Below are 15830 nucleotides of genomic sequence, written 5' to 3'. Positions count from 1 at the left end.
AACCAGTTTTTAAAAACTGCTTAACTAACTGTCCAACTTTATGGGGTCAGATCATTCCACCGTAGAGGGGGCACGAGGGGCTAGACACTAAAGATATAAAACCTTTAATGCTTCTATGATACGGTCCGTCAAAACCGACTGGCGATGTAGGCCAGCAGGCAAAGGATAGTGTCCAACCCTTTTGCAGTCAAGCACACAAAATGACATTTGTTTTAAAATAGATCATTAAAAAAGTAGGGCTAACTAATGAATAAGTTATTGTTAAATTGGGATTGAAAATTAAAGTAAATATTTGAGCTTAGGCTTTAATAAAAGACTGTTAGCTTCTTTTTTTATTAGAAGTTCTGCCAAAACATCAAAGTTATGGTGGCAGAACGAAAGAGGGTTGACAGACTGGTGAAAGATATAACCAGCACACCCGAAGGTGTCCCTCTCCCGTCCTACCATTACGGAAAGAGACAAGGAGCTTATATATCTATGTTTACTTATTCAATGTTATTTAACTCCATTAAGGTCTATAGCAAACTTGCCACTTATTAACGTTATGTTATAACATAACATTAATATCACAATATAAGCCGCTAATAAATGAACCTTGTTCTCCCAGATATATCTGCCGAGCCAACTTTACCAAATGCTTATAGCCACCGCCTTGATTGGGTCGGCATGGAAAACATTGCATTACCAGTTCGAATTGAAAATACCTTATGCCCAAGCCACATAAATGCTTATGTCAGTCTGGATGACCCTTTAGCAAAAGGCATTCATATGTCGCGTCTATACACACGACTTTTAGAGTTAACATCACTCGAAAATATAAATATGCCTGATTTAAAATTAGTTTTAGAGGACTTCTTAGACAGCCATCAAGATTTATCGCAGCATGCCAAAATTGAAATTCACAGTAAACTTTATATCGAGCGACCAGCCTTAGTCAGCAAGCTTTCAGGGTGGAAAAGCTATCCTTTTGTTTTGTCATGCCAACTTTCTAATGATCATTTTGAGGCAGAATTAAAAGTCGAGATCCCCTATTCTTCAACCTGCCCATGCTCTGCGGCACTTTCAAGAAATATTATTCAACAACGGTTTGAGTCGGCCTTACAAAATCAAGAAATTCGACTTGACCAACAAGACATTATGAACTGGTTAAATACCACAGATGCAATAGCAGCAACGCCACATAGCCAAAGAAGTTTTGCCCACCTGCAATTTAAATTAGATCAACAATTTCAAGATATTCCACTCATCGAGTTTATAAACCGAGCTGAACTGGCCTTAATGACTCCTGTACAAACGGCGGTGAAGCGTATTGATGAACAGGCTTTTGCCGTTGCCAACGGTCAAAATCTAATGTTCTGCGAAGATGCTTTAAGACGTCTTTATGGCTCGTTTATACATCACAAAAATATTCATGGTTTCAAATTTAAAGTGACTCATGCAGAAAGTTTACATGCACATGATGCTGTGGCCCAAGGGACATGGCAGTGGTAACTCTAGGTCACTCATTTAATTCAATTTAAGTAAATATATTTAAACGGTTATCCAATGCTACGTAAAAATCCATCTGGTCATCTCCCTGTGATTGATCAATCAGCTTATGTCGATCAGACCGCTATTATTTGCGGCAAAGTCATTGTTCATGAAAATGTGTTTATTGGTCCTTATGCGGTAATTCGAGCCGATGAAACCGACGAAAATGGAGAGATGGAACCTATTATTATTGGAGCAAATTCCAACATACAAGATGGTGTTGTGATTCATTCCAAAGCTGGTGCATCAGTTGTAATTGGTGAAAATACATCAATTGCCCATCGCTCCATTATTCATGGGCCTTGTGAAATTGGTGACCATGTTTTTGTGGGTTTTAACAGTGTCATATTTAACTGTAAGGTCGGCAATCACAGCGCTATCCGTCACAACGCAGTGGTCGACGGGCGTGATTTACCGAACCACTTTTATGTCCCTGCAATGAGCTACATCAACTCTAAAACTGACTTAAACCAATATCCTCCGGTTGATATTTCTATCAGTGAATTTTCAGAGAGTGTCGTCTCAACAAATATTGAATTAGTCAAAGGCTATAAGGCATTACACAATGAGTTTTAAACCCTATTCTAAAATTATTATCCGTGATGCCAATTTAGTGAATGAGGGAAAACAGCAATTTGTAGATGTGCTCATTCAAGATGGTCGAATCGAAAAAATTGCTCCATCAATTTCTCATGTTGTTAATGCTAAAACCATTCATGCAAACGGGAATTGGTTAATTCCCGGAATGATCGATGATCAAGTTCATTTTAGAGATCCGGGTTCGCCACATAAAGGCAGTATTGCATCAGAATCTATGGCAGCGGTCATTGGGGGTATTACAAGTTATATGGATATGCCGAACACCAATCCCCCAACCCTATCTTTAGATGCCTTAATGCAAAAAAAGCAAATTGCCGCCCAATATAGCATGGCAAATTATGCTTTTCATTTTGGCGTAAGTTCCCAAAATTTAGAGATTATTGAACAGCTTAATCCCAAGCTGATTAGTGGTGTAAAAGTTTTTATGGGGGCATCTACGGGGAATATGTTAGTTGATGAACCACAAGTGCTTGAGCGTTTATTTGCTAATGTCCCGACTATTCTTTTAACGCATTGCGAATATACCCCTCGAATTAAAGAAAGAGAAAATTTATATTTCGGGAAATATGGTGAATATATTCCAACACATATTCACCCTAAAATTCGGGATAAACAAGCATGCTTTGAGAGTTCACGTTTAGCGGTGTCTTTAGCGGAAAAATATGGAACCCAACTGCATGTTTTACATATTAGTACAGCCAAAGAATTGTGTTTGTTTAAAGATTTACCTTTAAATCTAAAGCATATTTCTGCGGAAGTATGTATTCACCATCTTAGTTTTGATGAATCAGACTATACTGCGCTTGGCCATTTAATAAAATGCAATCCAGCGATTAAAACTCAACAAGACAAAGATGCACTCATCACTGCCATCGCTCAAAGCAATCGCTTAGATATTATTGGTACAGACCATGCACCGCATACATGGGATGAAAAACAGCAGTCCTATTTAAAAGCACCCGCTGGCCTGCCTTTGGTTCAACATGCTGTTCCTGCACTCATGGAACTTGTGGCAGATAAAAAAATAACGATAGAAACAATGGTTAAGAAAACATCACACCAAGTCGCTGATTTATTTAAACTCAAAAATCGTGGATATATCCGCGAAGGTTATTGGGCAGACTTGGTATTACTTAAAGAAAATAAACAGGCTATGGCTGTCAAAGATCAAAAAAACTATATGCGATGTAACTGGACGCCATTTCAAAATAAAACCTTCCGCTATGACGTCGATACAACTATTGTGTCAGGGCAATTGGCTTGGCATCAAAATCAGTTATTTTTAAGCTGTCGAGGCAAAGCATTAGACATAGACAGATAACCCAGATAAAAGCAGTCGAGTGGTGATAAGTTTTGAGCTGAATATACACAGATGTTGTGTATATTGCCGCTTTGAACCAAAAAAATATTTGCGCTTAAACTTATTTTTTCATAGGTAGTAGTAAAACAGGGTCTTCAATATCGTAACCAGTTTCTTCTGGAACCCCCAGATATTTAACGACAACCAACCTCTTATTGTGTGTAGGCACCTTATAATTTTGGGAAATTTTTATTGCTTTGGTGTAATGAACCGCAACATGGGGCTTACTTTGTAAAGATGGCGATTTTACAACATATTCTGTTTTATATTGCGTGATCTTTCCTGAAGGATCAAACCAAGCCGATACCTGATTCTGATGAGTTTTTAATGTTTGAATTTTTACGGCCTTACTATTACTTACGATCAAAGGAGTTAAATTCTTTTTAATTTTATTTAGAGCTTTATCAAACGCTCTACTATCTTGATCATAATCAATCTTATGTGTTTTTGGATTGATATAGAGAGATTTGACTTCAATCAGTTTATCAGGCGATTTACTATTTAATAGATAATAATAGAGTTGTGGTAGACGTCCTCGACCATCTTCATAGTGTCTTAATACATAAAGTTTCTTCTCTTTTTGCTGATAGCCCAATACTTCAATTTTTTGTCCACCGCCCACTGTCGCATAACTATGTGCGGATAAAGTAAGAATGGTGCTAAAAGTTAAAAACTTTAGAAATTTCATGAGTTCATATCCTTGTGATCTGGTAATTATATTGTATAAATATCAAACAGATTAAAATGATACTTGAGTAAGTGTTACTTACTGTTTTTATATTCTTTTTGTACAGAGGCAGCCTTTTTAAGGGGGGGCTCTATTTATTATTTCTCTCCCCCTCAAATGACTCATCCAACTTTAGAAATAAGCCATCATAGATGAACAGGCTTTGCAGTATTACGTTTATAAGAAAAATAAGAACATCCCGCACACGACGCCATAATAATTATTATTCCAAAGATCTGAAAATGGTTTAATCGTTCATCTAAAATCAGCCATCCAGCCAAAGCACTCACCGCTGGTGATGCACTCAATAAAATTCCAAAAACGCGTGGATGCAGTTTTTTCATCGCAATCATATCTAATATGAAAGGAATCGCACTTGCTAGCATCGCCATGAGTAAACATGTCAAAAGAATCGTATAACTATCAAAAATATGGACGATGTGAGATGCCCCTAAAGGCGTTGCAAACAAAGCTGCCAAGAACATTCCAGTCGCAACAGAACTTCCACCACCTTTTGCAACTTTAGAGCCGTAAATAATATATAGTCCCCAACCTACTGCCGCTACTAAAGCATACGTCATACCAATAAAGCTAAAATTATTGTTTGAATTACCCATAGGTAAAAGAAGCAAACCAATAAGAGATAATGCTCCCCAAAAATAATCTAATTTATTTTTAGACATTAAAATAGCAACCGTAAGCGGTCCCAACACTTCAATGGAAATCGCAATGCCAACAGACATATAAGAAAATGCTTTATAAATTAAAGTATTCATTAAAGTGAGGATGGCCCCATAAATAATGAGATTTTTCCAATTGGTCCGCCTGTTCCAGTCTCTCCAAGGTTTATAAACAATCCACAAGAAACATGCTGCTAAAGCAAGTCGAGTTAAGGTCACTCCTTCAGCACTAAGAATTGGAAAAAGCGCTTTTCCTATTGATGCTCCTATTTGCACAGAAACTAAAGATAGAAATGCGGCTGCAAATGCCATGCCTTGCTTGGAGTTTGTCTCAATCATCATATTTACCGCTCTGGGAATGATTGAAATTTTAATTCTATATAATCAATATATTTCTTCTATTTCCCTCAATAAAACGATTAAATAACTCTATATTTAAAGTTTAATGAGAGATTTACTCATGTCAGATATTTCTTTAGATAATTTTGACTACGCAATCTTAAGAATACTGCAAAAAGACAATAAGACGTCTCATCGAGAAATTTCTGAAAAAATTGGTCTATCTGCTGCTTCCGTTCAAAGACGTATATCGCGTATGGAAGAAAAGGAAATTATTTTAAAAAATTGCGCTATCTTAAATCCGCTTAAATTTGGAGAAAAAATTACTTCTATTATTGAAGTCCGACTTAGCGAAGATCGCTCTGTAGTTATGGACAGAGCGAAGCAATACTTTGCTTCTGTTGAAGAAATTCAACAGTGCTATTTTGTGAATGGAGGTGTCTCTTTTATCATTATCATGCTGAGCAATAACTTATCTCATTTTGAGAGTTTGGTTAGAAAACATTTTGCTGATAATGAAGATGTAAAAACATATCGAACTTTAATTGTTTTAGACCGCGTAAAAGTAAACTTTGAGTTAAATATTTAAACTTCTCAATTTTGTCTTTAAACGTTTTAATAGTCTTATAAAGCTTAAAAAAGAGGCCGAAGCCTCTTTATTTTTATCGTAATCAAACTCAGTCATCAATCATCGCGAACTCTTGTTCAGGCGTACCTTTCACCAAATGGTGACGGCTATATAATAAGTAATAGAGTATAAATCCAACATAAATCAGTGCGGCCAATAACCAAACTTTTGGATTTACCATTAACCCTGCAACTACAGCAACAGCAGCGAGAACCAAGGCAATACAAGACGTCCACATTCCACCAGGCGTTTTATAAGGGCGTGGTAATTCAGGACGAGATAAACGCAACTTGATATGTGAAAGCATCATCAACACATAAGAAATGGTTGCGCCGAATACTGCCATTAAAATGAGTAAGTCGCCCTCACCTGTTAAAGAAAGTAAGAAGCCAATAATGCCCGGAATGATAATGGCCCAATATGGCGCTTTATTTTCATTGGTAAGCGATAAGTTTTTTGGCAAATAACCCGCACGTGACAATGCAAAAATCTGACGCGAATAGGCATAAATAATTGAGAAGAAACTTGCGACAAGACCCGCAAGACCTACAAAGTTAACAAAGCTCGCTAACCATGTGTGCTGACCATACACCGCAATGAGTGCATCAACTAAAGGTGCCCCTGAATTTTTTAAAGCATTTGAACCCGCTGCGCCTGCACCCAAAAATAAAATTAAAAGTGCAAACGATGCCAATATCAACATTGACCCAATCAGGCCTCGTGGCAATGAACGTACTGGATCTTTTGCTTCTTCGGCTGCTAGTGGTACCCCTTCAACTGCAAGAAAAAACCAGATGGCATAAGGTACTGCGGCCCATATTCCCATATAGCCAAACGGTAAAAATTGACTTGCACCTGCATGAGTGCTGACTGGAATATCAAATAAACGTGCACTGTCAAAATGTGGAAGCATCGCAACGATAAATACGACCAGTGCAATACAAGCAACGGCGGTAATTCCAAACATGATTTTAAGTGCTTCACCTGCACCTTTCAGATGAATGCCCATAAAAACTAAATAGCAAATTAAATAAACAGCCCAGCCGCCAACTCCAAAGAGTGATTGGCAATATGAACCGATAAATACGGCAATGGCAGCAGGTGCAATTGCATATTCAATTAAAATCGCAGTCCCTGTGAGGTAGCCTCCAAAAGGACCAAATGCAACGCGGGCAAAACTATAGCCACCACCAGCGGTGGGCAACATCGTTGACATCTCAGACATCACAAAGCTCATGCAGAGATACATAAACGCAACGATGACTGTTGCAATAAAGAGCCCACCCCAGCCGCCTTGTGCCAGCCCAAAATTCCAACCCGCAAAGTCACCCGAAATGACGTAAGAGACACCTAGCCCCACTAAAAGTAACCAACCTACTGCCCCCTTTTTTAACTGACGTTTTGCAAAATACTCTGCGTCCTGTTGTAAAGCACCAACATCTACGCTTAATTCAGATTCTTTCATTGTCGTATGCCTTATCGACTAAATTTACACCACCAATAGTTGCGCAAAAGATATTCATAAAACTTGACAGCAAAACATCTCCCCGACCACTTGAAGTCAAGTTGATTCATTTTTTCTTTTATAAGATCGACGGCATCTCAACACAGAACGTGTTTAAAAATTAAATTGAGGAGATGGGTTATGTCTGTAGAACAAAATGAATTTTTAAGCCAAGTTCAATTACAAATACTGGCAGAACAAGCAATTAAGCAATATCCCTCGGAATATCAAGGACAGGTCAAACTGCTATGCCAGTCTGAAAATGCAACCTTTCAGATTTCGACTGGATCTGCCCGATATGCACTTCGAATTCACCGTCCCAACTACCACAGCAAACTCGATATACAAAGTGAGCTTGAATGGTTAGATGCTTTAAATGCGAGTGGTATTCAAGTTCCTGTTGCGATTGCAGATCAATCCGGTGAGCGTGTCATTACTTTAAAACTATCGAATGATATTTATCGTTATGCAGTCCTTTTCAACTGGGTTGAGGGCGATATGCCAACTGTTGAAGTTGACCCCACTGCATTTGAGCAACTAGGACAAATTACCGCAAAGCTACATGTACATAGTAAGACATGGCAAGCGCCTGAAAACTTTCAACGTATTGTGTGGAATCATGAAACCATGATAGGTGCGGATGGACACTGGGGAAACTGGAAAAATGCACCTCATTTAAGACCTCAAGATCACGGCGTGATTGAAGAAGCCATTGCACAAATTTCGAAAGATTTAAACTTTTTTGGTAAAACCCAAGAACGCTATGGCCTAATTCATGCCGATTTGCGTTTAACCAATCTATTACTACAACAAGAACGTATTGGTGTGATCGATTTTGATGACTGCGGAATGAGCTGGTTTATGCATGATCTCGCCGCCGCGATTAGCTTTAATGAACATTATGCAAATGCACCTCATTGGGTTGATTACTGGTTAAAGGGCTACGAGCGCGTAGGTCATATTCAGTCTGAAGAATATGAAATGATCCCGACTTTTATCATGCAACGCCGCATTCAAATGATGGCTTGGAATGGTTCTCACGCACAAACAGAAATGGCTCAAAGTCTTGGTGATCAATGGTCCAATGAAACTGTGCGTCTGTGTAAAAAATATCTAAACGGGCAAATGCCTGTAGGAATTTGAAAAGTGATTTAGATCGCTTTTCTTCATTTTCAATTTTTAGTTTTTAAATTTTATAGAATTTAAAGGAAGGGTTTATGCAAGCTACCCATCAACTGAGCAAAGTTGCCAAAGCACTATTACTCACCAGTAGTCTGGCAAGTATGATTGCTCTAAGCGCATGTAATTACAACCCTATACAAAGTACATCTTCCGCAGTCGCTATTCCCCAAAAGGAATATATCCAAAAAGGTCAATGGGACACTTTTAACTTTAACCAACTTAATCAATTAATTGCTACTTATGGAAAAGATAGCCCAAACTATAATCCTGAAAAACGCCCATATATTGTCACTGACTTTGACAATACTTCGGTATTTTTAGACATCGAAGAAGCAACGTTAATTTATCAGCTTGAACACTTAGCGTTTAATGTCACGCCAGAGCAGCTTAATCAGATTATTCGCAAAGGAATTAGCTCGCAAAACTTTGAAGCGGCCTACAATAACCAGAAAGGCCAAGCCGTCAATATTGATAAAATTGCCCCAGATATTATTGCCAGCTACACATGGCTTTATCACCACTATAGCGGTCTAAAAGGTAAACAAACTCTCGATCAAATTAAACAAGATCCGCATTATCTCGATTTCATTACTAAAATGAGATATCTATATGCGGCGATTGGAGATACGTTTGATCATGAAGTTGCATATCCATGGGTCACTTATTTATTTACTGGGTTTACCGAACAACAAGTCCGTAATTTGGTGAAAGCAACGGTGGCTTGGCAAATGCAGCAACCGATTGGACCCGTGACATGGACCTCTCCCGCTGCACTTTCGGGTCAAGCTGGTGTTGTGAAAACCACTTGGGAAAATGGTTTAAGACCATACCGAGAAATGCAAAATCTATTTAAGACCTTTCAGGACAATGGCATTGATGTCTATGTCTGTTCGGCATCTTTTATTGATGTGATTAAGGAAATTATTTCTAATCCAGAGATCGGCTATAACATTAATGAAAAAAATGCCTACGCCATGGAGTTAGAACGAGATGCACAAAATCGAATTTTACCCGAGTTTCGTCATGGCTATGCGCAAACACAAGGTAAAGGCAAAACCGCAACCATCCAGCGTTTTTTAGTCTCTAAATATGGTTACGGACCAATTTTTATCGCAGGTGACAGCGAAGGCGATCAAAATATGATGCAAAATTTTGCGGCGACTCAGAAGGTACTGATTATCAACCGATTGCGCAGTCCGAGTTCTGATATTGGAAAATTTTCTCAGCAGGCTGTGCAGAGCTACGGTCAAACCAATACTAAGTTCTTACTACAGGGCCGCGATGCCAATACAGGTCAATTTAGACCTTCAATGGCCAGTTTAAGTTATGGTGCGCAAACGGCAAAAACTACAAAAAATTAATATTTCACTTATTTTCTCATGCCTACAATACATGTTGTATGCATGAGAAGCCTCTTAATTTCTTGTTTTAGTTCTGCCCTTTTTGCCTATCTCTAATGCATTTTCTGCCTTCTTTTAGTTCGCTACCCAACCTTAAATACAATGATTGATGTCTTCTTAAAGAGTCAAATCTGAAACTTAAAACAGCAACACATAAACCATTATTTTATAAATAGTTTTAACCACAAAAAATCATGGACGTAAGCAAAAACTGGTATGGCTTTTGCTTAATATAATAATAGTTAGGAATAAATATCATGAGACTTGACATGTTACATCTCAATCCAGCTCATCTTGTCGATTCAAATATGTGTAATCAAGGTGTATTGTCTGCAGCCGCCTCTGGATTAAGCGAGTTTATTCATCAAAAAGGTGCAGATGTTGATCGTGTTTTAGGAATTAGTGGTATTAATCCTGAACTTCTAATCAGCCCAACTTTGAGTTTACAACTACCCAATTATTGCAAGGTGCTAGAACAGGCAGCACTGGTTTCAGGTTGTGATAATTTTGGTTTGCATTATGGTCAACAGTTTCAACCCAAATCATTAGGGCTTATTGGGTACATCGGTCTTTGTTCCAATACATTAGAATCTGCACTCATGAACATGACCAATAACTTTTATTTGCATCAGAAAGATACCCTCAATCGAATGGTCGATTTAGGAGATAGCTGGCGCATCGATTATCAAGTTCAACACGGCGCGATTTTAACTCGCCGCCAAGATGCAGAACTGACTATGGGCATGTTTATGAATGTGATCCGTGAAGTGATGGGCCCTCATTATTCACCACGCGCGATTCACTTTGAGCATACTCGACCTGAATTTTGGCAAGAACATAGCAAATTATTTAATGCACCTGTTTATTTTGATCAGCCTTATAACTCTATCATCATTTCAAAAAAAGACGTCCAGCATACTATGCCGGGACGCGATTCTATTTTATTAACAGTGATTCTAGATACGTTGCACCTACTAAATCGCGCTTCACCAAGTCAATGTCTTGCAGATCAAGTCCGCTCTCACATCCAACTTGAACTCAGTGAAGGTGAACCAAACCTTGAAAAAATCGCTCATGATATTGGTTTAACGAGTTGCACCCTTACCCGCCGTTTAAAAAATGAAGGACTGACCTTTACCCATTTAGTCGATCAGGTTCGTTGTGAGTTGGCCGAACATTATATTAAGCAGAAAAATATTCCAATTTCAGAAATGGCATTCTTATTAGGTTATTCAGAAGTAAGTGCTTTATCTCGTGCATTTAAGCGCTGGTTTGGTGTTACACCACGTCAATTAAGACACTAAAACATTGCAAATACAGGCCTTGAATAAAGGCCTTTTTATTATTTAAGTAATTCGAGATAACTTTTACACCCACAAAATAATTGAACAATAAAATACCCTTCAAATTAGATTTAACATCCAACTTGAAGGGTATTTTTTATAGAAGGTCTTACTTTAATTTTGTTAAGGCTTGATCTAAAGCACCAACTAACCAATCGATATCTTTTGTTTGGAAAGCCAAAGGTGGGCGCAGTTTCAATACGTTGCCATAAGGACCTGCAACTGAGGTTAAAACTCGATGAGTATTTCTGAGCTCTTCAATAAGGTTCAGAGCCAATGCTTTATTCGGCTCTTTTGTGGCTCTATCTTTAACTAGTTCAAATCCTATAAATAAACCAGCACCACGGACATCGCCCACCATCTCATGTTTATCCATAAGTTTAGTGAGTTCTTTTAGAAGTAGCCCTCCCACATATTTACTATGGGTTTGCAATTCTTCTTCCTGAATGACTTTAAGTACAGCCTGTGCCGCTGCCATAGAAACAGGATTACCACCAAAGGTATTAAAATATGGAATTTTATCGCTAAAAGCAGCAAGGACTTCACTCTTGGCTAAAAGCCCTGACACTGGAACACCATTACCCATTGGTTTACCTGTGGTAATGATATCAGGCACAACATTGTGGCGACCAAAGCCCCAGAAAGAATCGCCAGTGCGTGCGAAACCCGGTTGTACTTCATCAGCAATAAAGATTCCCCCATTGGCATGCACGACATCAACCGCTTTTTGTAAGAACCCAACAGGATTAGGCATGACACCGTCAGAAGAAAATATTGAGTCCGCCAAAAAACCTGCAAACTTGATGCCTTTTGCATTCATATCATCAATTTGTTGCTGGATCTGCTGCGCGAACCATTCACCTAAATCATCAGTTTGAATCCGATAATAATCAGGTGCTGGAACTAGGCGAGTTGTATCATCTAAAGGTTGTTCAGTTCCCAGTGCTGGAGAGCATCCTGAGGTTAAGCTACTGGTCCCATGATAGGCTTCTTGAGAAACAATAATTCCTGTACCACCGCTATATTCACGGGCAATACGAATCGCTAAATCATTCGCTTCCGAACCTGTACACATATACATTGCACGGTCAATTTCATCGGGAGTGGTTTGTAAAAGTTCTTCGGTATAATCCAAAATATTTTCATGTAAATAACGGGTATGAGTATTGAGCATTTTCATTTGCTCATTTACCGCTTCAATGACCGCAGGATGACAATGACCAATGCTGGCAACATTGTTGTAAACATCCAGATATTGATGACCTGCTGCATCCCATAAATATTGCCCCTGTCCTTTCACCAGATGCACGGGATTACGATAAAACAAGCGATAGGATTCACCTAAAATTTTATTTCTTTTATCGGTCAGTTTGCGGGTAGCATGGTCCAGCTCAGCAGCATGTTCTGGACGAAAGCTATTGGTATCCATAATGGTTGAACGCGTACCCATGAATGACTCCTCTATTTATATTCAGCATACTTTTGCACAAGACAATGACTGACGTAGGCAATTCATACTCTGATTCAACATATTTCAGTATTTGATTGAAGTTACGCAAACCATATTGCTTAAGTATCTTGAAAAAAACTTGACCTCAGACCACTTAAGCCACAATTTGAAGTCAACTTATTGGTCTTATATTTCAGGGTTTCACTACTCTTTTTTTCAATAACTCAAATTTGTTACCATTACACATCTGGAGTGACTCCAAATCGCTTTATACTATGGATGCCAATTCTCAAAGTTCATCCAGTTGTGTTCTTTTCTTGAATGACATTCATTTTTAAAAGACTTGAAATTGGTTAGATGACCAAACGTAAAATATTACTGATTTTTTAAGGGTTTAATACGCATGAATAGCGCTGAAATCATGGCTGACTTATCTTCTCACACACCTATGATGCAGCAATATCTCAAAGTTAAAACGGACTATCAACATGCGTTGCTGTTCTACCGTATGGGTGACTTTTATGAACTCTTCTTTGAAGATGCTCATTTAGCAGCCAAGCTTTTAGGCATCACATTAACCCATCGTGGTAAAGCCAGTGGCCGACCTATTCCAATGGCGGGTGTTCCCTATCACTCGGCAGAAGGTTATTTGGCGCGACTTGTTAAAGCTGGGCGCACGGTGGCTATTTGTGAACAAGTTGGAGAAGTAACAGGTAAAGGCCCTGTTGAACGTAAAGTTGTTCGTATTCTGACCCCGGGTACATTAACTGATGATGCATTACTCAGCAGTTATCAATCATCTAATCTCGTTTCATTGTGCATTCATCAAAACCAGATTGGTTTTGCTTTACTCGACTTGAGTGCAGGCATTTTTAAAGTTCAACAACAAGATTACAAGCCAGAGCAATTGCCTATTGAACTTGCGCGTTTAATGCCAAGTGAAATCTTGATTGATGAAGACTTGGTCGATACCAATATTATTGAACAAATTAAAAAGCATTTAGATTGCCCTGTTACTAAACGTCCAAATGTAGACTTCAACCTAAATAATGCACAAAAAACCTTATGTGACCAGTTTACAGTATCAACACTTTCAGGTTTTGGTTTAGACCCATTACCTTTAGCCAAGGCTGCTGCCGCTGCGCTTATTCACTATGCAAAAGAAACCCAAAAAACTGCATTACCGCATATTCGTTCAATCCAACTTGAACAAAGTACAGACTTTATTGCGCTCGACCCAATTACACGTCGCAACTTAGAAATTATCGAGCCATTATTTGAACACGGAACATCATTATTTCAACTAGTAAATGACTGCCAAACTGCAATGGGTGGCCGTCTATTAAGCCGCACACTCATGCAACCTGTGCGTGATACTGCATTGCTTGATGCTCGTTTAGATGCGATTGAGCAACTCATTCAGGGATATCACGAAAACCCAGTTCGGTTAGTGCTTAAAGAAATTGGTGATATTGAACGTGTGCTTAGCCGCGTTGCGCTAGGCAGTGCACGACCACGTGATTTGGTGCAACTTCGTCATGCATGCGCACAAATTCCAGCTTTAAGAACGGCGTTAACTCCAGTCATTCAAGCGAAGAAATCTAAATTATTAGTTCAACTAGATGAAGAACTTGGAGATTTCAAAGCACTTCATCAACATTTAATGGCAGCGATCGTTGAAAACCCACCTGTATTACTTCGTGATGGCAATGTAATTGCAGAAGGATATGATGCTGAGCTTGATGAATTACGCCAAATTCGTGATCATGCAGGTCAATTCTTAATTGATCTAGAAATTAAAGAGCGTGAACGTACAGGTATTAATACCCTTAAAATCGGCTATAACCGTGTAAGTGGTTACTACATCGAACTCACTCGTGCTCAAGCAGAACAAGCACCAGCCGACTATATACGTCGTCAAACTTTAAAGAATGCTGAACGCTACATTACCCCTGAGCTTAAGAGTTTTGAAGATAAGGTCCTGTCGAGTGAGTCACGTGCGCTGTCACGTGAAAAAGCATTATTCGAAGCTTTGCTTGAAAACCTTCGCGAAAATATCGCTCATCTACAAATGATGAGTTCAGCAATTGCTCAAATTGATGTCATTGCAAACTTTGCTCATCAAGCACGTTTAAACAATTGGGCGCGCCCTGAATTTACTCCGGAAACGGGCATTAAAATTCAGGCTGGTCGTCATCCTGTCGTTGAAGCATTAAATAAAGCACCATTTACCCCAAATGATACTTTCCTTGATGCTCAGCACCGCATGGCAATTATTACCGGTCCAAATATGGGCGGTAAATCAACCTTCATGCGCCAAACGGCATTAATCAGTTTACTTGCTTATTGCGGTAGCTATGTTCCGGCTAAAGCCGTCAAACTTGGTCCAATTGACCGCATTTTTACCCGTATTGGTTCAGCCGATGATTTATCTACAGGTAAATCTACCTTTATGGTTGAGATGACTGAAACTTCGCAAATTTTGCATCATGCCACCAACCAGTCGTTGGTGTTAATGGATGAGGTTGGCCGCGGAACCAGTACTTATGACGGTTTATCTTTAGCATGGGCATGTGTGGTCGACTTAACAAAGCGCGTAAAATGTTTATGTTTATTCGCGACTCATTATTTTGAATTGACCGAACTTGGTAGTGAAGCAGGAATTGATAACTATCATGTCACGGCGCAAGAGCTGAACGGCAATCTGATTTTATTACATAAAGTTCAGCAAGGCCCTGCAAGCCAAAGTCATGGTTTACAGGTCGCAAAATTAGCGGGTATTCCTGCCAATGTTATTAAAGAAGCGCAGAAACGTTTGCGCATTTTAGAAAAACAGCAGCAACAACATCTACAAACCAGTTTTCAAAATGATTTGTTTGCTCCACCAGATGCAAACTCTGGTTCACAAATCATAGAGAAAGTTGTCGAGATCGAAGTTTCATCCCCTGCTCTAGATTTGCTTAAGCAAATTGAAGTCGATAATTTATCGCCTCGTCAGGCGCTTGAACAACTCTACGAGTTAAAAGCTGCACTCAAATCTTAATAAAGCACGTTCGAATAAGCAGGCTTAGGTCTGCTTATTCATAT

12 protein-coding genes are annotated in these 15830 nt (G+C 38.9%); 8 read left to right on the top strand and 4 right to left on the bottom strand.

What is annotated here, in order from left to right:
• Positions 1-588: 588 nt before the first annotated feature.
• From folE2 to ACTJJG_RS17010, 3 genes are read left to right on the top strand one after another with little or no spacing between them, the layout of a single operon-like run.
• Entirely contained in the window at positions 589-1491 is a 903-nt protein-coding gene (folE2, locus tag ACTJJG_RS17020) for a GTP cyclohydrolase FolE2 (RefSeq protein ID WP_069119771.1), read from the top strand.
• A gap of 54 nt (positions 1492-1545) precedes the next feature.
• Positions 1546-2106 (top strand): gamma carbonic anhydrase family protein, encoded by a 561-nt coding sequence (locus tag ACTJJG_RS17015; protein ID WP_032056548.1) that lies wholly within the window; start codon positions 1546-1548, stop codon positions 2104-2106.
• Positions 2096-3451 (top strand): dihydroorotase, encoded by a 1356-nt coding sequence (locus ACTJJG_RS17010; RefSeq protein WP_069119772.1) that lies wholly within the window; start codon positions 2096-2098, stop codon positions 3449-3451. Before ACTJJG_RS17015 ends, ACTJJG_RS17010 begins: the two co-directional genes overlap by 11 nt.
• 100 nt (positions 3452-3551) lie before the next feature.
• On the opposite strand, the gene ACTJJG_RS17005 is transcribed toward ACTJJG_RS17010, so the two are convergent.
• Both ACTJJG_RS17005 and ACTJJG_RS17000 read right to left on the bottom strand, forming a co-directional pair.
• Positions 3552-4178 (bottom strand): hypothetical protein, encoded by a 627-nt coding sequence (locus ACTJJG_RS17005; protein WP_069119773.1) that lies wholly within the window; start codon positions 4176-4178, stop codon positions 3552-3554.
• Between the two features lie 185 nt (positions 4179-4363).
• Positions 4364-5239 (bottom strand): EamA family transporter, encoded by an 876-nt coding sequence (locus ACTJJG_RS17000; RefSeq protein ID WP_069119774.1) that lies wholly within the window; start codon positions 5237-5239, stop codon positions 4364-4366.
• A gap of 118 nt (positions 5240-5357) precedes the next feature.
• Here ACTJJG_RS17000 and ACTJJG_RS16995 point away from each other — a divergent pair, with 118 nt between their 5' ends.
• Positions 5358-5825 (top strand): Lrp/AsnC family transcriptional regulator, encoded by a 468-nt coding sequence (locus ACTJJG_RS16995; protein WP_017399965.1) that lies wholly within the window; start codon positions 5358-5360, stop codon positions 5823-5825.
• An 88-nt stretch (positions 5826-5913) separates the two neighbouring features.
• Here the strand turns inward: ACTJJG_RS16995 and eat are convergent, their stop codons facing one another.
• A complete protein-coding gene (gene eat, locus ACTJJG_RS16990; RefSeq protein WP_069119776.1) occupies positions 5914-7329 on the bottom strand; it encodes an ethanolamine permease in 1416 nt (471 codons plus the stop codon).
• 180 nt (positions 7330-7509) lie between these two features.
• Here eat and ACTJJG_RS16985 point away from each other — a divergent pair, with 180 nt between their 5' ends.
• From ACTJJG_RS16985 to qhpR, 3 genes are all read left to right on the top strand, one after another.
• A complete protein-coding gene (locus ACTJJG_RS16985; protein ID WP_069119778.1) occupies positions 7510-8511 on the top strand; it encodes a phosphotransferase enzyme family protein in 1002 nt (333 codons plus the stop codon).
• A gap of 74 nt (positions 8512-8585) precedes the next feature.
• Entirely contained in the window at positions 8586-9911 is a 1326-nt protein-coding gene (locus ACTJJG_RS16980; RefSeq protein WP_069119780.1) for a phosphoserine phosphatase, read from the top strand.
• Positions 9912-10219: 308 nt separating this feature from the next.
• Positions 10220-11254, top strand: a complete 1035-nt coding sequence (gene qhpR / locus ACTJJG_RS16975) for an AraC-like transcriptional regulator QhpR (protein WP_069119834.1) — start codon at positions 10220-10222, stop codon at positions 11252-11254.
• 148 nt (positions 11255-11402) lie between these two features.
• On the opposite strand, the gene ACTJJG_RS16970 is transcribed toward qhpR, so the two are convergent.
• Positions 11403-12743 (bottom strand): aspartate aminotransferase family protein, encoded by a 1341-nt coding sequence (locus ACTJJG_RS16970; protein ID WP_068930878.1) that lies wholly within the window; start codon positions 12741-12743, stop codon positions 11403-11405.
• Positions 12744-13146: 403 nt separating this feature from the next.
• Here ACTJJG_RS16970 and mutS point away from each other — a divergent pair, with 403 nt between their 5' ends.
• Entirely contained in the window at positions 13147-15786 is a 2640-nt protein-coding gene (gene mutS / locus ACTJJG_RS16965; RefSeq protein WP_002115830.1) for a DNA mismatch repair protein MutS, read from the top strand.
• Positions 15787-15830 lie beyond the last annotated feature (44 nt).

Origin of the sequence: Acinetobacter sp. 22512, from assembly GCF_052044755.1 — a bacterium.
Taxonomy (GTDB): domain Bacteria; phylum Pseudomonadota; class Gammaproteobacteria; order Pseudomonadales; family Moraxellaceae; genus Acinetobacter; species Acinetobacter pittii.
This window is presented reverse-complemented; position numbering and strand designations above follow the sequence as displayed.

What these genes read in the sequence shown, in the direction of transcription:
- folE2 (WP_069119771.1), top strand. Translation starts at nt 589, where the DNA reads ATGAACCTTGTTCTCCCAGATATATCTGCCGAGCCAACTTTACCAAAT.
- ACTJJG_RS17015 (WP_032056548.1), top strand. Translation starts at nt 1,546, where the DNA reads ATGCTACGTAAAAATCCATCTGGTCATCTCCCTGTGATTGATCAATCA.
- ACTJJG_RS17010 (WP_069119772.1), top strand. Translation starts at nt 2,096, where the DNA reads ATGAGTTTTAAACCCTATTCTAAAATTATTATCCGTGATGCCAATTTA.
- ACTJJG_RS17005 (WP_069119773.1), bottom strand. Translation starts at nt 4,178, where the DNA reads ATGAAATTTCTAAAGTTTTTAACTTTTAGCACCATTCTTACTTTATCC.
- ACTJJG_RS17000 (WP_069119774.1), bottom strand. Translation starts at nt 5,239, where the DNA reads ATGATGATTGAGACAAACTCCAAGCAAGGCATGGCATTTGCAGCCGCA.
- ACTJJG_RS16995 (WP_017399965.1), top strand. Translation starts at nt 5,358, where the DNA reads ATGTCAGATATTTCTTTAGATAATTTTGACTACGCAATCTTAAGAATA.
- eat (WP_069119776.1), bottom strand. Translation starts at nt 7,329, where the DNA reads ATGAAAGAATCTGAATTAAGCGTAGATGTTGGTGCTTTACAACAGGAC.
- ACTJJG_RS16985 (WP_069119778.1), top strand. Translation starts at nt 7,510, where the DNA reads ATGTCTGTAGAACAAAATGAATTTTTAAGCCAAGTTCAATTACAAATA.
- ACTJJG_RS16980 (WP_069119780.1), top strand. Translation starts at nt 8,586, where the DNA reads ATGCAAGCTACCCATCAACTGAGCAAAGTTGCCAAAGCACTATTACTC.
- qhpR (WP_069119834.1), top strand. Translation starts at nt 10,220, where the DNA reads ATGTTACATCTCAATCCAGCTCATCTTGTCGATTCAAATATGTGTAAT.
- ACTJJG_RS16970 (WP_068930878.1), bottom strand. Translation starts at nt 12,743, where the DNA reads ATGGGTACGCGTTCAACCATTATGGATACCAATAGCTTTCGTCCAGAA.
- mutS (WP_002115830.1), top strand. Translation starts at nt 13,147, where the DNA reads ATGAATAGCGCTGAAATCATGGCTGACTTATCTTCTCACACACCTATG.